The sequence below is a fragment of the Jiangella asiatica genome (assembly GCF_004349065.1).
Classification (GTDB): domain Bacteria; phylum Actinomycetota; class Actinomycetes; order Jiangellales; family Jiangellaceae; genus Jiangella; species Jiangella asiatica.
The window spans coordinates 20171-37698 of sequence record NZ_SMKZ01000063.1 but is presented as its reverse complement, the minus strand read 5'-3'; the positions used below and the strand labels follow the sequence as shown (position 1 = coordinate 37698).

The following is a 17528-nucleotide window of genomic DNA, read 5'->3' as shown; positions in this document are numbered from 1 at the left end:
CGAGCACAACCTCCAGCCCCTCGCCCGCCGCTTCCACCTCGACAAAACCCTGCACGGCTGGCGCCTGGACAGCCCCGAACCAGGCGTGCTCGTCTGGACCAGCCCAGCCGGCCGCACCTACCGCGTCAACCCAGAACCCATCGGACCCACGGCCGACCCGATGGCGCCGAAGCCCGCACCAGCCGACGATCCCGACCCGCCGCCGTTCTGAGCGGGATCACGAGCAGTGTGCGCCGGTGAGGCCCGGCACTTGTCGACAGGGATCGCCTGTGCACGATCTCGCGTGCGTGCCCTATCCCGTCGCCTTATCCGGCAGTAGTCTGCGAGACGACCTTGGGGGGACGCCATGGCGATCTTGCGCATACTCCGTGGACCGGCGCGCCGTCTCAGTGAGTCGTCACGTCAACGAAAGCTCGAGACCTTGCGTTCCTGGATTCCGCCGGACTCGACTGTGCTACTGGTGGGCGCGAGCGATGCGGCCGGCGTGGGTACAGAATCATTTGTCGAACGTGGTCTGGCACGGCATGCACGGGTCGTCGCACTCATATACGAGCCGGCCGCAGAGCTGATCTTCGGGATGCCCACCATCCGCGGTGATGGTCGGCACCTGCCGTTCCACGATGCATCGTTCGACTACGTGGTGTCGAACGCGGTCATCGAGCACCTAGGGGGCTACGATGGCGCTCGACGCTTGCTGATGGAGAGTCAGCGGGTTGCGCGGCGTGGTTGGGCTCATACGACACCGAACCGTCGATTCCCCATCGAGCTCCACACTGGTGTTCCGATTCTGCACTGGCTACCCGAGAAAGCGCGTGTGCGGGCCTTCGCGGCACTTGGGCGGCAGTTCCCATTGTCACGATTCTGCCTTTTCACAGCCGCAAGTCTGCGCCGGCTCGGCGGGCCGGCGTTGATTGTGCGACGGGCAAGCGGTTTGATTCCAGCCATGACGCTCTTTGTCGCATCGCCCTCGTTCGATCAGCGGCCGAAAGCCGCCGCCGCACGCGCTCGCGCTTCATAGTCGGCGATCCAGCGAGCTGCTGTGGCCGCGCGAGCGAGGGCAGTGACAGAACCAGAGAATCGGCCGCTGCGAAGATCGCCGGCAGCTTGGTCGAGAGCGTCTTGGGAGAACACGGGGTGCGGCGTCACTGTCGACTCGACAAGGGTGGCCATGCGTTCGCTGAAAACCGATCGTGTCGTGCTCCAGAGTTGGATCGGGAAGACCGCCGTTCGTTCGTCCCACCACCTGGCCGGACTTTGGAGAGGCGTGTGCCGCCCGATGGTGTGAGTTCCGACTTGAACGGCTCTACGAAGAGCCCTTCGGCCGCCTGACAGAGGGTGTCGAGTCGTCAGACGAGCCAGTTGTTGCCGATATGAACTCTCGCCAGACCAGTAAACGTGATTGAGATGGCGTGGGCTGTTCCCGTCGTCGCTTCGGGGAAAGTCGGCTGTCGCCGTGAAGAGGTCACGATGGACCTGGAGGTGGAGACGTCCATTGAGTCGTTGTTCAGCGCTCAGCCTGGAGGCGAACTCGATGAAGCGCGAATCCAGGAACGGACTCTCAAGACGCAGTCCCGAGCGGCGGGCGGCGTTGACGAGCATGTTGCCCCACCGCACCTGGCGGTTGGCGATCCGCCAGAAGACCGTCATGTCAGTCCGTTGGGCGAGATCCCATTCCTCTAGCGACTCGTCAATGCCGGCGCGTACTTCAGCCTCCAAATCACCCCTCGATTCAAGTGAGAGGTAGGGCCTAACAGCCAATGCTGCATCGTGGTAGCGATGCCAGACCTTTGCAGCGATTGATCGGTGGTCGGTAAGCCCCAGTGATTTCTCATCGCCCCAGAGTTGACCGCCGCCGGCGCCGTTGACGAGAACGTCGGCGAACGAACGCAGGGTCTCAGCGAACCACGATTCGTACATCTCGGCCGGGCTGTGTGCGCCATCGAGGCGGTCGGCGATAACGTCGGGCCGAGGCATGAGGTGGTCGTCGGTGACCGGCAGGCGGATGAACGGCATGCCAAGGTGATCAGCAATGTCGCCCGCGATGCGTGTGTCCACGTTGTTACTGGTGCCGTACGAGAACACGCGTGGCTGGCGGCCGAGCAGCGCAGCGCCAGCTACGATCGCTCGACTATCCAAGCCGCCGCTCAGCCCGACCGCCATGCGTTGGGACCGATTGCGTGCGAAGAGATCCTCGAGTACTTCCGCCCAGACCTGCCGGCAAGCGGTGATCGCCTCGTGATCGCTCATAGACGCGTCACCCGGTACGAAGACGGGCGCCGCCGATCGGCCGGCGGCCCGGTCGGGCTGCCATTCGATAACTTCGCCTGGCCTAAGTAGGCGCGCTCCCCGAAGCGTCGTTCGCTCCTTTAGCGGATGGAGCATTGTCAGGTACTCGAAGAGCGCTCGTTCGTCCACCAAGCCCGGCAGGCCGAGGCTCACCAGGCTGGCCAGGTGCGTGGAGAGGATTAGCTGACCGTCGCGCTCCGACCAGTACGCGGGCACGGTAGCCATGCCATCGGTTGAGACGACGACATTGCCGTCCTGTGCAAGGCGCACGGCGACGTGTCCGCTCTCAGCGGCGGTACCGCGTGCCTTGGTGGGATCTTGGGTGGCAGCCTCGAGTCCAGTCGCTGTGATGGCGAGCGCGACGCGCACGGTGTCACCGTCGCGCTCGACCGATGCCAGCGTCCCGCCGGCGATTTCCGTCTCGACCAGAGCCAGCGTCGCATACGACGTCTCGACGACGTCGTGCTTGACTGCGCCGGGGAGGCTGATGGCCGCCTGCGCTACTAGGCCAGCGCGACGGTTTTTCGATGCCGTGTCATCGCCTCCCGCGATGAGCAGCACCTCGCGGGACATCTCATTGCTCCGGCTGCGCAGGACGCGGCCGGCAGGCCGCGATGAATGACCACCGCGGGGCCGGCCGGCCGAGTCGTTCACTCTCGTGTGTTCTCACTCGATCAGTTTTCCAGTGTCAGCCCACACGTTGCCCTCCCAAACGAAACCGGGCCCGCCATTGCTGTCTCGACCCGAGACAGGGCCGTACCGTCCGCATGTGTCGAAGTACTTTTGGCCGAAGTGGTTGTCGATGTAGCGGACGTCTTCGGCCACCGGGTGCTCCTTCGCGTCGAGCGAACCAGCGTAGGTGCAGTAGGAACCGGTGGTGTTGAGCAGGTTGTGCTCGACAAGGACGTTCCGGACCTGGGCGAAGTCGCCGTACATCACAAACGCGCCGGAACAGCCCGGTCCTTCGCAGTCGATGGTGTTGCCGGTTATCACGTGGTCGGCGCCGCCGTTCAGTCCCAGGGCGGACCGGTGCGTGCCGGAATCTGGGTTGTAGAAGTTGCCGCGCAAAAAGTTGCCTTCGATGTGTGATCCGTCGGTGATCCGGACCGCGGAGCCGACGTCGTAGATGCGCGATTCCTGCAACGTGAACGGGCAAGCCCCGTATAGCGCAATGGCGTCGTCAGCGAGCTCGGACTTGTCGCCGACGATCTCGATGTGCTGGATGACGACGTTTTGCGGGCACTCGCCATTGGACTTCTCGGCGATGTGAAGGGCGTACTGGCCGCCTCCGCTACCTGTATGCGTGATGCGTACGTCCCGTACAGTGGCGTCGTCATGGATGATCTTGATAGGGCCGTCGACGTCGAGGCCTTCGATGACCTGGCCGGTCTCCGAGGTCGTGATGCCCTCGCTCGGGCTAAGGTCCGAGGTTCGCGGGCCGGTGGTCTCCATCGTGGGGAATGGGCCCTGCTCCTCGGGAGCGGTCGGCTGCTCGGTCGCCGGCTCAGCAGTCGCGGTCGGTTCGGGCTCCCGGCTGGGCTCCTGGGTCGGTTCCGTGGTAGGCGTCGGTGTGGCCGTCGGCGTGGGGGATGGCTTCGGACGCTGAACCTTGTGCCAGCCGTACTTGTGGGGAGTGTCCTTCTTCGGCTTGGGGCCAGGGGTGCCCAGCTCCCGGGCGACGGAGAGTGTGTCGTCGGCGATCGCTTGCGGCTCGGATTGGCCGCCTGACTGCAGCCCGTTCGACGCCAACGCGCCGCCACCGACGAGGGCGGAGGCGACGAGCGTGCTGAGGACGATGGTGCGGCGGCGCGACGCCTTGCGTCGCGCGGGGGAGCCACCGTACTTCGGCATTGAATCAGTCCCTGCTGATAGACGTCGGACCGGGCTGTGACACCCGTGACCGTTTTGTGACGCGGCCCAATGAAACACGACCTCCGATCTGTTGCAAGCCTGTGACCTGCAGCAAAGGCCGCAGAATGGTCCGTACCACCGGGTCGAGAGCTGTGACTACGGCGACCGAGACCATTGTGGCTAACAACCCGCCGAGCACCATGGCGACCAGTGGCGACGTAGCTAGCGACGAGGTGATGGCGGCGGCGACTCCGGCGGCGGCGAGCCCGGCCAGGACGGCCGGCAGGACGCTACTCAAGATCTTCACAATTCGGATGCCGAACGTCCGCGCGGCGGTCACGAGAAGTGTGACGCCGCCCACTGCGGAGGCCGCGACGATGGCCCAGCACAGCACCACGAGACGATCAACACCGGCGATGTCGAGCGCTGCGGCTCCCAGAAGTGCGGCCGCCGTGAGGCCGCTCCACACCCAGAGGATCACTGCGAGCGTCCCCGGCCTGCCCCGGGCTTGGAGCGCGGGACCGAGCAGAAGCGTCAGCGCCGAGAGGCCTTGGCTCACCGCGAGGATGCGGATAGCGTCGGTGGTCCCGGCCCACTCCGGACCGAGCAGATCCTCCACGACCGGCGCGAGCCCGGCGACGATGCCCAGGACCGGGAGCGCCAGCGCGACGGTGAGCCGCTGCATCCGCAGCAGCCGTGCGTTGAAGGCAGGCTGGTCGTCCTGGAGCGAGGCGAGTCCGGGCAGCGAGACCGCCTGCATCGACCGAGCTGTGACGTCGACGACCATGGTCGCCAGGCGCTGTCCCATCCGGTAGAGGCCGACGAGCACTGGACCGAAGAGCGCGCCGGCCAGAATGACATCGAGCCGGCCGCCCAGGAACAGGCCCAGGCTGGAAACAGAAGAGCGGACAGAGTAGCTCCAGAGGTTCCGCGCCGCTGTGGAACTGAACCGTGGCCGCGGTCGCCAGGGCGACACCCGCCAGAGCACGAGCACAGTCGTCAGCGTGGTGACGAGTTGCTGCGTGACCAGCGCCCAGACGCCCCAGCCGAGCACGGCGGCGACGATGCCGGCTGCGCCACCGGCAAAGACGGACGACCAACTGCGGAGTGCGAGCTTCCGGAACTCGAGCTCACGACGCAGCATCGCTTCCTGCACGACCACCGACGAGCTCAGCGGGATGCTCAACGCCAGTACTTGGATCACCGGTGTCAGCTCGGGAAGGTCATTGACGCCGGCCCACCACGGTGCGGCGGCCACACCGAGGACCGTGCCGATCGTTCCGGCGCCGAGGACCAGCCAGAACGCGGTGTCTGCGTGCAACGACGGCAGCGTCTTGCGGGAGATGATGGCCGGCATCAGCCCTTGCTGCTGGATCATCTCGATGAAATTCGTGAACACGAGCGCCATCGCGATCACACCGAACGCCCGTGGCCCGAGCATGGCAGCAAGCGTCAGCGACAGCCCGGTGGTGATGGCCATCTTGCCGATCGTCAGCGAGTACGACCACACCGCGGCCGACCGCAGGCTGGACCTCGGCTTCGCGCGGCGTCGCGCATCGTAACGACGGCGCGTCACCGCCGTGCGCCGCCCGGGAGCGGCGTGCCGGCCCGGCGCGGACCGTCGCACGATCGTCTCCGTGGTCATCCGGACATCACGTCCGTCCAGACATGTCGATCACGGCGACCCCGTGAGTGAATTGATCTCGACGTTCCCGAAGGTTGCATCGAGTTGGTGGGCGATCAGAACGATGGAGCCGTTGGCGACGCTGTCGGCGTCGTCGATCGTCGCTGTCCAGGCCGTCGGCTCGGCGGTGCCGTGGCGCCACCACTTCATCGAATACCTGGCACCTTGGGGCAGGCTCTGCACTCGCACCTTCATCACGTACGTGGCGCCGAAGGCGATCCCGCTGCCCTCGCGGACGCCGCGCTGCACCGGTGAGTTGCCGTTGCCGCGCAGCTCCCAGCGGGCGCCCTCTGCGAAGAAGCGATACCAGCTGTAGGCGCCGGCCGGGAACCAATCCCATGCCGGTTGTGAGCTGTCGACGGCAGTGTGGCCCTGCCAGCGCACCCCGATACCGATCATTGGTGCACCGGACAAATGCGAGTAGGCGTCCGGCCCGAAGCCGTGCACGGTCATCGGCACGGTGACCTCGTAGTCGGTCCAGCGCTCGTCACCGACGGCGACCAGCCGATCATAGCCGGTGCTGCCCGTGCGCAAGGTTCCGTTCCCGAGGGCCCACAAGCCGTCCACGACCTGCGCCTGGGACTGCAGCGGTACGCCTGACGACCACGTGACAGTGCGTGGCAGCGTCAGTACGCCCGGGCTCGCGACTGTGACTGTGATCGTCGCGGTGCTTTGGTGTCCGCCCTGGTAGGCGGCGGTGATCCGGACGGTGTTCTGGCCAGTGGCCAGCGCACTGCGCGCGATGTCGATGTTGAAGTCGCCTTCGTTTTGCAATCGGCGATTGTCCGGCCCGACGCTCAACGCCGTCGCGGGTCCGCCGTTGAGCCGATACGAGAAGCCGGTGAGGTTATCGGAGTTCGCCACGTTCCCCACGATGTTGACCCACCGCTGCGTATGGGCAAGAGAGCCGAATGACTGCTCGGTCCCGTACCAGAGGTCGATCTCGTCGCCGGTGCCAGTGGGCGCTGCGGTGGTGAACGTGCCAGTGACAGGCGTGGCGGCGTTACCGGCGAGATCGGTGCCCCCGATTCGGTAGCTGTATGTCGTCGCCGGTTCGAGCCCATCGAGCGTGACGGTGTGGTTGAGCGGGGTGCCGCCGTGGGACGCCGTGCTCCCGTAGGACGTGGTGGTCCCGTAGTCGACCGCTCCCGTTGCCGCCTCGTTCGTCTGCCATTGCACGCTGGCGCTCGTTGCGGTGGCCGTGACGGTGGCCGCGCTGATGACTGGCGAAGTGTTGTCCGGCGGGAGCTCGTGACCATCTTCCGGGTCCACCGGATGGGTCGGGTCGAAGATGTAGTCGACGAGAGCTGTGTGGGCCGTCGCGGCTGAACCGCCGGCGTTGCCCGCGTGCGGCCCAGCCCGGGTCAGCTCGATGGCCTGGGTGAACGTTGCGGCCGTCGTCCAGCTCTGCCCGTCCGCTGACCACCGCAGTGTCCAGGAGTTGCCGGTTCGCGTGACCCACAGGTGGATCGACCCCAGCTCGGGCAACGCCTGATTGGTGCGGGTCTTGGCGGAGCCGTTCACGGTGCTGGAGGCGAACAAACGCAAACCATTGCCGTCGTGGAACACATCGAAGCGGGTGAACGTCGTCGGATTCTGCTCGAACAGCAGGCCCTGCGTCTGGTTCCGGGCCGTCGGCATGGAATCGAACTTGGCCTCGACAGCGATGTCGTCGTCGGGAACGGCTTGGACGACACGCAGGGAATCTGCCCTACGCCATGGATTGTGGTCCGAACCGCTTGGCACGCCGAGCTCGAGCCGGGCGTCGGCGGTGCCGGCGCCGGTGAGCGAGACCGAGCCGTCGGCGGCCGGGTCGACGACGGTCCAGCGTTGCGGGTCCAGCGTGCCGGTGGCGAAGTCGTCCGACGTGACGCCACCCGGCGTTGGCGTCGGGTCGGGCGGCTCGGGCGTTGGCGTCGGGTCGGGCGGCTCGGGCGTCGGGGTTGGGGTAGGCGTTGGGGGCGGCTCCGGCTCCGAGCCACCGCCGTCCTCGGGGACGATCGGGCTGGCGGGGTCGAACACGTAGTCGACCACCGCCGTGAATGCCGGCGACGACGATCCGCCGGCGTTCCCCGCGTACGGGCCGACTCGGCTCAGGTCGATCGCCTGCGTAAAGGTTGCCGCCGTGGTCCAGCTCTCGCCGTCGCCGGACCAACTCAGGGTCCAGGTGTCGCCGGCCCTGGCCACTCGCAAATGGATCGAGCTCAGCGCGGGCAAGCTCTGGTTGCTGCGGCTTTTCGGGGCGCCGTTGACGGTGCTGGAGGCGAACAGGCGCAGACCGTTGCCGTCGTGGAAGACGTCGAAGCGGGTGAACGTGGTCGCATCCTGCTCGAACAGCAGGCCTTGGTCCTGTGTGCCCGCGCTGGGCAGCGTGTCGAACTTGGCCTCGACCGCGAGGTCGGCGTTTGTCACGGACTGCATGACCCGCGGCACGTCGGCACTGCGCCAGGGGTTGTGCTCCGCACCCGCGGGCACGCCGATGTTCAGTCTCGCGTTCGAGGTACCGGCACCGGTCATCGAGACCTCGCCGTCGCCCTTGGCGTCCACGACGCTCCAGCGGGTGCCGTCCAGCGTGCCGGCGGAGAAGTCGTCGGAGACGACGCCCGTGGTGTCGGCGCCGGCGAGCTGCGGTACCAGGAGGGCGGCAGTCAGGACGCCTGCCGCAGCCAGGCCCACTGCCCGGACTGCTCGGCCGTGGACGTTCATGGCGCCTCCGTCGCTGCCGGCGTCCGTGTACGGTCCAGCAGCGCATGCTTGAGATGACTCGCCCTGATGTGGGTCTTGCGATAGCCCCAGACCGACAAGAACGCGGCGGTGGAGCCGATGCGGTCGTGCCAGGGCAGCGGAGCGGAGAGCAGCGCCGACGTCACCCGCCGTGGGAGGCGGACCTTCGGCGGCCGGCCGCCGGCGGGACGGCGGGTGTCGAACCAGTGCGCCGCCGTCGCGAGGTCCTTGCCACTCTGGCGACTCGAACCGGCGTGGATCCGGCGGCGGAAAAGTCGCTCGGGCACCTCACGGAACCGCCCGATCGCGGCAAGCTCGGCCAACAGCACCACATCGGACGACACGTAAGGCCGGATCATCCCGGTGGATCGCAGCACGTCCGTCCGAACCACCCCGAACACCGCATTGCACAAACTCCAGTTGCGCGCGAAGCCGGCGACCCGGCGGAACGCATGCGGCGACCGCAGGTCGAGGCCGTCGCGATACGGCCCGATTTCGGCGCCGTCATCGTCGATGAGCAGGGTTCGCGGGTAGGCGAGGACGGTGCGCGGTCCAGCGGCGTCGAGGGTCTCGACACACCTGCTGAGCAGCGTGGGCGAGCAGACGTCGTCGTACGCGACCCACTTGAACAGCGGCGCCCGTGCCAGCTCAACCGTGCGATTGTAGTTGTAGGCCGCGCCCAGGTTCTCGGTGCTGCGGTACAGCCGGATCCGTGGATCGCGGGCGGCGTAGTCCTGGCACAGCGACCAGGTGCAGTCGGTAGACGCGTTGTCGGAGACCACGATCTCGAAGTCGCCGAAATCTTGCGCCAGCAGACCGTCGAAAGCCTGGGCGAGATACCGCTCGGCGTTGTACAGCGGCATTCCGAGGGTGACCCGCGGCCTTGTGCGCAGCGCACCCCGGACTACCCGGTCGGCGCTCGCGGTCTCAGCACTCATGTTCGCCACCTGCTCAGACCGCGACGACTTCGGCGGGGACTCCGAGCTGGCCGAGCTGCCCGGAGATCTCATGCCGATAGGCCGGGTTGGTGACGAGGACGGTCCTGATGCGTTCGCCAGGCAATGCCTCGGGCGCGACCACCTGGTGGCCGCTGCCGGGTAGGTAGCGCTGCCACTTGCGGGGGTTCAGGTCGACGACGGTGAGGGTGCCGGCGGGGTCGACTGCGTTGAGGAAGCTCACACCCTTCGAACCGGCGCCCCACACGGCGGTGCGAGCTGGATCCCGGGCGACGTCGTCGCGCCAGCGCCGCACCAGCTCGCGGTGTCGGGTGCTGAAGTCAGCCAGCAGCTGCAAGTGGGACGCGGCGTCGTCGGAGACGGCGGCATCCGGTGCGGCCGCACCGGCCCGGGCCTCAACCCAGAGGAACTGGTCGGAGAAGGACCGGCCGGCGGCCACGACCTCGAACCCGCAGCGACGCAGGAGGACCGCCAGCGAGCCGGCGGAGAAGTACGACACGTGCGGGTAGATGAAGTCCCACATGCCGGTCGGGCCGAAGTCGAACTCGGCGGCGGGCACCTCGAGGTAGTGGATCGCGGTCGCCGGCGCTGCCGCGCTGAGCGAGCGAAGGATGGCGGCCGGGTCCTCCAGGTGCTCCAGCACGTGGCGGCAGACCAGCAGGTCGTAGGTTTCGACGTCCTGCCCGGGGCGGTAGTAGTCGCTGACCAGCCGCACGTTCGGGATCTGGCGGTCGGGCATCGTGCTGGGGTCGTACCCGACGCCGGTGCCGCCGGTGCGGCGGGTGATCGACTCGAGAAAGTCGCCCTTGCCGGAACCGATCTCGACGACGACGCCACCCCGCAGGTCGTAGGTGCCGACCAGCCGGGCCGCGAGGTCCTCGGCGTAGGTCTGGAACGTCGGGGAGAAGTGCAGCGAGTTGTCGTACTCGGCGTCGTAGTCGATCAGCCCGGGGTCGAAGGCGACGTTCATCGCGTGGCCGCAGTCCTGGCAGGCGGCGATGTCCAGCCGGCCGAGCGCGGCGGCGCGGGCGGCGTCGCGGTCGTCGAACATCACGCCGTTGAGCACCGGCGTGACGCCGAGGTCGGCGACCGGCTCGAGTCGGTCGCCGTCGCAGGCCAGGCAGCGGCTGATGGTCACAGGGCCTCCAGGGCGGTGGAAATCCGCATGGTCTCCAGGTCGCGGGCGATCTCGTCGGTGTACGTGGGGTTCATGACGATGACGAGCTCCGGCGCGATGTCGGTGAGCTCGACCGGGCCGACCACGCGGTGACCGGTGCCAGCGAGATACCGGTTCTGCTTGTGCGGGTTGATGTCGACGGCGGCCGCGATGTGCCGTGCGTCCTCGCCGAGGGTGGCGAGGAACGCGACCGCCTTGGAGCTGGCACCCCACAACACGACGCGGCCGTCTTCCGCGGCGATCTTGCGCACCCGCTCGCGCCAGTGTTCGCGGGTCCGTTCCGCCTGGGCTGCGAACCCGACAGCCGCCGCGAGCACGGCGTCCCGGTCGCCGGCCCCCGTGGCGAGCCCGGCCACGGGCCAGGTGCCGGGCACTGGGCGCGCTTCGATGACGAGGTATTGGTCGTCATACGTGCGGCGCATGTCGATCGGATCGAACCCGGAGCGCCGGAACAGTCCGTCCAGTGAGCCGGGGGAGAAGTAGGAGCAGTGCTCGTAGTAGACGTCCCAGAACGCGCCCTCGCGCAGCGCCCTCACCACGTCCGGCAGCTCGAACAGCACGACCGTGTCGGTGCGCGGGCCGATAGCTGACCGGACCGACCGTAGCCATGCGCCTACCGGCGCGATGTGCTCCAGTGTGTGCCGGCACACGACGGCGTCGGCGTCGATCGTCTCGAAGTCGTCCGGGAAGAGACCGGTCACCCAGCTGCTGCGGTGCACCACGGCGGGGTCGATCCGGTCCAGCCGCACCGCTGGGTCGACCCCGATGCCGTAGCCGACCCCGGCACGGATCAGCCCGGTGAGGAACTCGCCTTTGCCGCAGCCGAGTTCAACGACGGTCTTGCCGACCAGGTCGTAACGCCTCACCCAGGCGGCGATGAGCTCCGCGGCGTACTCGCGGAACCGGGGCGAGCAGGCCTGCGACTCCTCGTAGTCCTCGGAGTACCTGGTCAGAGCCGGGTCGAAGGCGGTGTTGGTGATGAAACCGCATACGGTGCAGGCGGCGATCCGCAGCTCGCCGGTCGGGAAGTCCCGCGCGGACGCCTCGTCGCCGAGCATGAGACAGCTGTTCGCCGGGACGCGGCCAACGGCGTAGAACTCCGTCAGCGCGGCCCCGAAGCAGGCCGGGCAGGTGCGGGTGGTCATCGCAGCGCCTCGTACAGACCGACATAGCGGCGGGCCTGGTCCGCCCAGGCCAGCTCCGTCTCGATGCGCTGCCGGCCGGCAGCGCCCATCCGCGCCCGCCGATGCGGGTCGTCGAGCAGGGCGGCGATGGTCTTGGCCATGACGACCGGGTCGCCGTCGGGCACGTAGTCCGCGGCCGGGCCGGCGCAGCGCATCGTCTCGCGCAGATCGGTCGCGACGACAGGAACCTCGTGCGCCATGTACTCCAGGGTCTTGTTCATGGTCGAGCGGTGGTTGAACTCGCACGGCGGGTCCGGGGTGACGCCGACATCCGCGGTCGACAGCCACCGGCCCAACTCGGCCTGGTCCACCCGCCCGGTGAAGTGCACCCACGGGTCCAGGCGCAGCCGCGCGCTCTGGGCGCGCAGGTCGTCGAGGCTGTCGCCGTAGCCGAGCAGCGCGAACCGGCAGTCATCGCGCCCGAGCGCCCGCACGTAGTGCTCGGCCGCCTCCAGCAGCCGGTCGACGCCGTCCTGCGGTCCCATGATCCCGACGTAGACGACGAGGTGTTCCCGGTCGCCGCGCAGCTCGGGGCGCGCCTTGCCCCGCTTCATGTGCGCGGGGTCCGGAGTGCTCATCACGACGGTGGTCCGCTCGGCCGGCACGCGCCCGCGGGTGATGGCGATCTCCTGGTAGGACGGGTTGGGGCTGATGACGCGGTCGGCCACGGCGTACGTCGCGCGCTCCAGGAGCAGCAGCGCACGGTGCAGGACTCCGCGGCGCCCGAACCGGGCCTCGTACACCTCCGGGCACAGGTCGTGCTGGTCGTACACGAACTTCTTGCCGCGCAGCTTCCACAGCAGGCCCAGCAGCCAATAGGTGTCCGGCGGGTTGCACGCCTGTAGTACGTCGAAGCCCTCGGCGCGGGCGGTGCGCACGGACAACCGGGCCGTGTGCAGCCAGCACGCCACGAACTCCACGAGGTAGCTGACGAGCCCCCTCGTGGCCGGCGGCGGCTGGTACGACCGGACGACGACGCCGTCGAGCTCGTGGCGGTCCGGCTCGTCCGGGCGCTCCTTCGGGCAGATGACGGTCACGCCGTAGCCGGCATCGAGCAGCGCCCGGCATTCGGTCCGCACCCGGCGGTCGATGCGCACCGGGATGTTCTGCACGACGATCAGTACCCGACGTGTGGTGCCCGCTCGCGAGCGGGCGCCGAAGACCCCCATGTTGTGTGCCCCCCCAGGCCTGTCAGGTCAGTGTGTTGCGCTCAGGCCGTCGCCTCCGGCGTGGCATCGGCGTCGTCGGTGCGCCTGCGGGTGGCTGCGACGGCGGCCGCGCCGCCGGCGGCGAGCAGTCCGCCGAGTGCGACCGTCCGCGCGACGTCGCCCGGGCCGGTGTCGGGGAGCTGACCACCGCCGACTGTCGTGTCGTCGTCACCCGGTGCGCCGTGCGACGGTGTCGGCCTCGGCGTCGGGTGGTCGGCGGGCGGGGTCGGCTGCTCGCCGGACGGCGGCCGGGACGGTTCGTCCGTCGGTGGCGACGTCGGCTTGTCGGTCGGCAGCTCAGGTGGCTCCGGCGGCTTGGTCGGCGGTTTCGGTGGCTCGCTCGGCTGGCCACTGGGTGACGCGGCGTTGGCCGGCGTCAACGAGATGGCGGTGACGGTGGGAACCGTCCAGGCGGCAGTTCCGACGGCGACCCCTCGCCTGAGCATCTGCCGGCGACTCAGCCCCCCGGCGACTTCCTTTTGCGGCATCTTCGGCCCCATCAGTCAATACGCACGCCCCCCGTGCGTGTTGAGCATCATAACGGCATATGGCGCGATTTGTCGTGCGGAGGCGGCGGACCGGATAGATTGCGGCTACGCTCTGCCGCATGAGCTCGTCCCCCGCCTTCGCACCGGCAGCCGCGATTCGCGAGCTGGACGTCGACGGCGAGGTCACGCTGTACCACGAACCGACGCGGACCGCGCTGGTGCTCAACCAGACCGCGAGCGACGTTTGGCGGCTGCTGGACGGGCAGCGCACCGTTGCCGAGATCGTCGAGCTCCTTGCGCGTGCCTACGACACCGACGCCGACACCGTCCGCTCCGGCGTCCACACCGCGCTGGAGCAGCTGGCCGCCCATCGCGTCCTCGATGGTCACGCCCGCCCATGAGCATGGCCCGGGTGCTCGACGTTCTGGGCGTCCAGGTGGAGGTGCCGGCCGACGGAGACGGATCGCCCGAAGCCGTGTACGGTGCGGCCGCGCTGATCGCGATCGAGCGCTCGACCCGCCTGCTCCTGCACGCCGGTGCGGTCGCCCTCGACGGACGGGCGGTGCTCTTCCCGGGCGCGTCGGGGACGGGCAAGAGCACCACGGTGGCCGCCTGCGTGCGTCGAGGTCTGGGATACCTCAGCGACGAGATGGTGGCGCTCGACCTGCGGACCGGTGCGGTCGAGGGCTGGGCGCGGCCGGTGATGCTGACGCCGTGGGCGATCCGGACGATGGGCCTTCCCGGCTCGCGTCCGGACGAGGGCGACGGCAAGGCGGCCGTGCCGTGCGATGCGCTCGGCGGCGCCGTCGTCGCTGGCGCGGTGCCGGTGGCGCACGTCGTGGGGCTGCGCCGCGGCGGTGCGGAGACGACACTGACGCCGATGCCGGCCGGCGAGGTGCTGGCTCAGCTGCTGGCGGCGTCGTTCAACCACTACCGGCACGGAGCCGCCGCATGGGAGGCCGCCGCCGTCGTCGCCGGGCAGGCACGGGGCTGGTGGCTCGACGTCGCCGACGTGCACGCCGCTGCCGAAGCCGTCGCCGGGCTGCCATACTCGCCGGCGTGACCAGCATCGTCATTCCCGCCCACAACGAGGAGCGGGTCCTCGGCCGGCTGCTGTCGGCGCTGCTCGCCGACGCGGCGCCGACGGAGCTGGACGTCGTCGTCGTCGCCAACGGCTGCACCGACACGACCGCCGAGGTGGCCGCCGGGTTCGGCCAGGTGCGGGTGGTCGAGACGCCGGTGCCGTCCAAGAGCGGCGCGCTGGGGCTCGGCGATGCCGCCGCCAGGGGCTATCCGAGACTGTACGTCGACGCGGACGTGGTGCTGCGCACGGCCGACGTGCGAGCGCTGTGCCGAGCTCTGTCGACGCTGGGGGTGCTGGCCGCCGGCCCGGTGCGACGCCTCCCGATGGACGGCGTGCGGTGGCCGGTGCGCTGGTACTACGACGTGTGGCAGCGACTGCCGGCTGTGCGCGACGAGCTGTTCGGTCGAGGCGCCATCGCGCTGTCCGAGGACGGGCACGCCAGGTTGGGCGACTGGGGCGACGTGATGTCCGACGACCTCGCCGTAGCGATGTCGTTCGGCCCGGACCAGCGCGTGATCGCCCAGGACGCGATCGTCGAGATCCGGCCGCCGCGGACCTACGCCGACCTGCTGCGCCGCCGCGTCCGCGCGATGACCGGGAACAGCCAGCTGGTCACCGGACCGCGCCCGGCGGGGGTGCGGCCGCCACCCCGCACCGGCGGCCGCGAGCTGTTCCGGCTCGCCGCCGCCGATCCGCGGCTGGCGCCAAAGGTCGCGCTGTTCCTCGCCACCGCCGTGGTGGCGCGGCTGCGGGCCCGTCGCGCGAATCCCGACACCTGGCTGCGCGATGAGAGCAGCCGCACGCCCTAGGTCACGTTCGGTATCAGCCGCCGTACGAGATCGTCGAGCTCGTCGATGACCTCCCGCCAGGCCCCGGCGCGCTGGCCGTAGGGGTCGGCGAGATCGTCCTCGGGGCTCTCGCCCTCCACGTGGGCCAGCGTCCGGCCCTCGCCGACGTGCTCGAGCCAGTCGGTGAGCCGCTGATGCCGGCCGCGGACCGCGGCCTTCTCGACACGGCGGACGAAGTCCTTGAGCGTGAACGTCTTGACCCACGCACCGGGGTGCCGGCCGACGACCTCGCGAACGTGCTCGCGCTCCATGCCGAGCACGAGATCGGCGGCGGTGATCGCCGCGGGCGTCACCGGAAGGCTGCGGTGCCCGGCCAGTTCCAGGCCGCGCTCGCGCATCAGCGTGATCCCGACGGGCGGGACCGAACCGTGCGCTCCTACCAGGGCGGCGGACCGGCCGGTCAGCGGCACGCCCTCGCGCCGGGCGTAGGTGTCGAGCATCGCGGCCGCGACTGGCGAGCGGCACCGTCCGGCCGTGCACACGAACAGAACGTCGATGCTGGCCCCCACGCGCGTGCCCGATCCGACGACGACACTCGGATCCTACGGCCGCCGGCGAACGGATGGTGGTTCGGGGGGAACCCGACACTGTCGGCCCGACCACACGAAAGCCCCGCTGACGTGTGTCAGCGGGGCTTTCGTTGGACCAGACCTGCCACCGATTGCTCAGTGCTGCGGAGGGCCATGCAAAGGCCTTGGGCTACCCACGCTGATTGCGCGTGCCGGACCAAGAGCTGGGCACGGGAGCATCGGTGACCTGTGAATCAGTCCTTCTTGACGTCGCCGCACGAGAAGTCGGACAGCACCAGCCGGCCGGCCAGGTCGGTGCTGGCCGAGACCAGCGCGCCCTCGGACTCGACCAAGAAATGCTGGGTGTTCCTGTTGACCGCGGACGGGCCGACGACCCAGACGGTGCCGTCGGAGAACGTGGCCGTGAGCGTGCCTGCCGACGCTCCGCCGGTTTGGTTGTTGACGAAGTGGTAGGTCCCGACCGAACCCTCCGGGCACGACTGTCCCGAACCGTTGGACAGGTCGGCAGCCACCACCGGCGTAGCGATCGCGACGCTTGCGAACGTCGTCAGACATGCGACGGCGAGATACTTGCGCATGATTTGCCCCCCTTTGCTGTGCCACGACCCCCCGTCGTGACTGGTGGGCGACATTCTGGCACCGTCGCGGCCGTCGCACCAGACTAACCGGGGGGCGGACTCTCATCCGGCGTAGGGCCGATGTCGGCGACCACGGCGGTGCGGGTGCCGTCGCCCGTCGTCGAGAGGTCGAGATCGACCCAGGTGTCGTTGTTGTCGGTGCTCGTCTCGACGAAATGGCCGCTCTCGTCGGCCTCTGCCCAGAGGCGGTAGGGGCCGTCGGGCAAGTCCGTGACGTCGATGCTCTGGCCGGGCAGGTTCCATTCGTAGGTGTCACCCCAGCCCGGGGAAAGCCCCATCGTCAGCGTGAGCGCGTCCTCGGGTTGGCAGCCGTCGCGGTTGAAGACGGCGTCGTCGGGGCCCAGGTCGTCGAGCTCGCGGCCGAAGTCGTAGATGCAGAAGCCGACCTTGGCGTCCGTGAGCCCGCCGTCCAGGGCCGGCGTCCCGCTGTCGTCGATGGCGACGAGCCGGTACGTGACGACCCGGCGAACGTGCCAGTGGTCGTGACCGTCGCCGCCCCACTCGACTTCGGCGTCGGTCGGTACTTCCTCGATGCCGCCGCCTGAGTGAGTGATGACCTGGGTGACCATCCAGTCGTCGTCGACCGTCGGGCGATCGACGATGAGGCGGAACTCGCCCTCGCCCACGTTGACGAGCACCGAGCTGAACTCGATCTGCCAGCCATCGCCGTTGTCCTTGGTGTGGACGTCGACGGGCGGCGCGGGCGCGAAATCGGGTAGGACCGGCTCGCCCACCGGCGAGCCGGAGGGCTGGGGCACCGGCGACTCGGCCGGGCCATCAGGGGCGTCGTCCTGGCAGCCCGTGAGAAGTACCGGGAACGCTGCGACGACCGCCATCCGCCGAAGCTTCACTGCCCGATCATTGCAGATG

At 68.9% G+C, this 17528-nt stretch carries 16 protein-coding genes and 1 pseudogene; 5 read left to right on the top strand and 12 right to left on the bottom strand.

Annotated elements, in window-relative coordinates:
* A pseudogene (locus E1269_RS32565) lies at nucleotides 1-211 on the top strand (HNH endonuclease); the annotation flags it as partial.
* Between the two features lie 135 nt (nucleotides 212-346).
* On the top strand, nucleotides 347-1018 hold the full coding sequence (locus E1269_RS28175) for a class I SAM-dependent methyltransferase (RefSeq protein ID WP_131900894.1): 672 nt from the start codon (nucleotides 347-349) through the stop codon (nucleotides 1016-1018).
* Here E1269_RS28175 and E1269_RS28170 read toward each other — a convergent pair.
* The 9 genes from E1269_RS28170 to E1269_RS28125 form a co-directional block, all read right to left on the bottom strand.
* Entirely contained in the window at nucleotides 976-2859 is a 1884-nt protein-coding gene (locus E1269_RS28170) for an asparagine synthase-related protein (protein ID WP_131900892.1), read from the bottom strand. The two genes, E1269_RS28175 and E1269_RS28170, sit on opposite strands and share 43 nt — an antisense overlap.
* 93 nt (nucleotides 2860-2952) lie before the next feature.
* Nucleotides 2953-4137, bottom strand: coding sequence for a polysaccharide lyase domain-containing protein (locus tag E1269_RS28165; protein WP_131900890.1), 1185 nt, complete (start codon nucleotides 4135-4137; stop codon nucleotides 2953-2955).
* Between the two features lie 4 nt (nucleotides 4138-4141).
* The gene (locus E1269_RS28160; protein WP_131900888.1) at nucleotides 4142-5782 is read right to left on the bottom strand and encodes an oligosaccharide flippase family protein; all 1641 of its coding nucleotides are present in this window, start codon (nucleotides 5780-5782) and stop codon (nucleotides 4142-4144) included.
* A 30-nt stretch (nucleotides 5783-5812) separates the two neighbouring features.
* Nucleotides 5813-8527: a fibronectin type III domain-containing protein gene (locus tag E1269_RS32560; protein WP_162606666.1), complete on the bottom strand. Its 2715-nt coding sequence runs from the start codon at nucleotides 8525-8527 to the stop codon at nucleotides 5813-5815.
* Entirely contained in the window at nucleotides 8524-9483 is a 960-nt protein-coding gene (locus E1269_RS28145) for a glycosyltransferase family 2 protein (protein ID WP_162606665.1), read from the bottom strand. Before E1269_RS28145 ends, E1269_RS32560 begins: the two co-directional genes overlap by 4 nt.
* A gap of 13 nt (nucleotides 9484-9496) precedes the next feature.
* A complete protein-coding gene (locus E1269_RS28140) occupies nucleotides 9497-10639 on the bottom strand; it encodes a class I SAM-dependent methyltransferase (protein WP_131900880.1) in 1143 nt (380 codons plus the stop codon).
* Nucleotides 10636-11823: a class I SAM-dependent methyltransferase gene (locus E1269_RS28135; RefSeq protein WP_131900878.1), complete on the bottom strand. Its 1188-nt coding sequence runs from the start codon at nucleotides 11821-11823 to the stop codon at nucleotides 10636-10638. Before E1269_RS28135 ends, E1269_RS28140 begins: the two co-directional genes overlap by 4 nt.
* The gene (locus E1269_RS28130) at nucleotides 11820-13031 is read right to left on the bottom strand and encodes a glycosyltransferase family 4 protein (protein WP_203434152.1); all 1212 of its coding nucleotides are present in this window, start codon (nucleotides 13029-13031) and stop codon (nucleotides 11820-11822) included. Before E1269_RS28130 ends, E1269_RS28135 begins: the two co-directional genes overlap by 4 nt.
* Nucleotides 13032-13072: 41 nt before the next feature.
* Nucleotides 13073-13516: an LPXTG cell wall anchor domain-containing protein gene (locus E1269_RS28125; protein ID WP_162606664.1), complete on the bottom strand. Its 444-nt coding sequence runs from the start codon at nucleotides 13514-13516 to the stop codon at nucleotides 13073-13075.
* A 161-nt stretch (nucleotides 13517-13677) separates the two neighbouring features.
* Between E1269_RS28125 and E1269_RS28120 the strand changes: the two genes are divergently transcribed.
* Genes E1269_RS28120 through E1269_RS28110 form a run of 3 tightly spaced genes read left to right on the top strand, consistent with a single transcriptional unit; the run spans nucleotide 13678 to nucleotide 15451 of the window.
* Nucleotides 13678-13959 (top strand): PqqD family protein, encoded by a 282-nt coding sequence (locus tag E1269_RS28120; RefSeq protein WP_131900874.1) that lies wholly within the window; start codon nucleotides 13678-13680, stop codon nucleotides 13957-13959.
* Nucleotides 13956-14621: a hypothetical protein gene (locus tag E1269_RS28115; RefSeq protein WP_162606663.1), complete on the top strand. Its 666-nt coding sequence runs from the start codon at nucleotides 13956-13958 to the stop codon at nucleotides 14619-14621. Before E1269_RS28120 ends, E1269_RS28115 begins: the two co-directional genes overlap by 4 nt.
* On the top strand, nucleotides 14618-15451 hold the full coding sequence (locus tag E1269_RS28110) for a glycosyltransferase family 2 protein (RefSeq protein WP_131900870.1): 834 nt from the start codon (nucleotides 14618-14620) through the stop codon (nucleotides 15449-15451). Before E1269_RS28115 ends, E1269_RS28110 begins: the two co-directional genes overlap by 4 nt.
* Here the strand turns inward: E1269_RS28110 and E1269_RS28105 are convergent.
* The 3 genes from E1269_RS28105 to E1269_RS28095 form a co-directional block, all read right to left on the bottom strand.
* Nucleotides 15448-15999 carry an arsenate reductase/protein-tyrosine-phosphatase family protein gene (locus E1269_RS28105; RefSeq protein ID WP_131900868.1) on the bottom strand — a complete coding sequence of 184 codons (552 nt, stop codon included), beginning with the start codon at nucleotides 15997-15999 and terminating at the stop codon, nucleotides 15448-15450. The genes E1269_RS28110 and E1269_RS28105 overlap by 4 nt on opposite strands.
* Before the next feature lie 254 nt (nucleotides 16000-16253).
* Entirely contained in the window at nucleotides 16254-16598 is a 345-nt protein-coding gene (locus E1269_RS28100) for a hypothetical protein (RefSeq protein ID WP_131900866.1), read from the bottom strand.
* Nucleotides 16599-16681: 83 nt separating this feature from the next.
* The gene (locus E1269_RS28095) at nucleotides 16682-17494 is read right to left on the bottom strand and encodes a lysyl oxidase family protein (RefSeq protein WP_131900864.1); all 813 of its coding nucleotides are present in this window, start codon (nucleotides 17492-17494) and stop codon (nucleotides 16682-16684) included.
* Between the last annotated feature and the right edge of the window lie 34 nt (nucleotides 17495-17528).

Bases quoted from the DNA above. Each gene is read 5' to 3' on its own strand.
- E1269_RS28175 (WP_131900894.1), top strand. From the start codon at position 347: ATGGCGATCTTGCGCATACTCCGTGGACCGGCGCGCCGTCTCAGTGAG.
- E1269_RS28170 (WP_131900892.1), bottom strand. From the start codon at position 2,859: ATGTCCCGCGAGGTGCTGCTCATCGCGGGAGGCGATGACACGGCATCG.
- E1269_RS28165 (WP_131900890.1), bottom strand. From the start codon at position 4,137: ATGCCGAAGTACGGTGGCTCCCCCGCGCGACGCAAGGCGTCGCGCCGC.
- E1269_RS28160 (WP_131900888.1), bottom strand. From the start codon at position 5,782: ATGACCACGGAGACGATCGTGCGACGGTCCGCGCCGGGCCGGCACGCC.
- E1269_RS32560 (WP_162606666.1), bottom strand. From the start codon at position 8,527: ATGAACGTCCACGGCCGAGCAGTCCGGGCAGTGGGCCTGGCTGCGGCA.
- E1269_RS28145 (WP_162606665.1), bottom strand. From the start codon at position 9,483: ATGAGTGCTGAGACCGCGAGCGCCGACCGGGTAGTCCGGGGTGCGCTG.
- E1269_RS28135 (WP_131900878.1), bottom strand. From the start codon at position 11,823: ATGACCACCCGCACCTGCCCGGCCTGCTTCGGGGCCGCGCTGACGGAG.
- E1269_RS28130 (WP_203434152.1), bottom strand. From the start codon at position 13,031: ATGGGGGTCTTCGGCGCCCGCTCGCGAGCGGGCACCACACGTCGGGTA.
- E1269_RS28125 (WP_162606664.1), bottom strand. From the start codon at position 13,516: ATGCTCAGGCGAGGGGTCGCCGTCGGAACTGCCGCCTGGACGGTTCCC.
- E1269_RS28120 (WP_131900874.1), top strand. From the start codon at position 13,678: ATGAGCTCGTCCCCCGCCTTCGCACCGGCAGCCGCGATTCGCGAGCTG.
- E1269_RS28115 (WP_162606663.1), top strand. From the start codon at position 13,956: ATGAGCATGGCCCGGGTGCTCGACGTTCTGGGCGTCCAGGTGGAGGTG.
- E1269_RS28100 (WP_131900866.1), bottom strand. From the start codon at position 16,598: ATGCGCAAGTATCTCGCCGTCGCATGTCTGACGACGTTCGCAAGCGTC.
- E1269_RS28095 (WP_131900864.1), bottom strand. From the start codon at position 17,494: ATGGCGGTCGTCGCAGCGTTCCCGGTACTTCTCACGGGCTGCCAGGAC.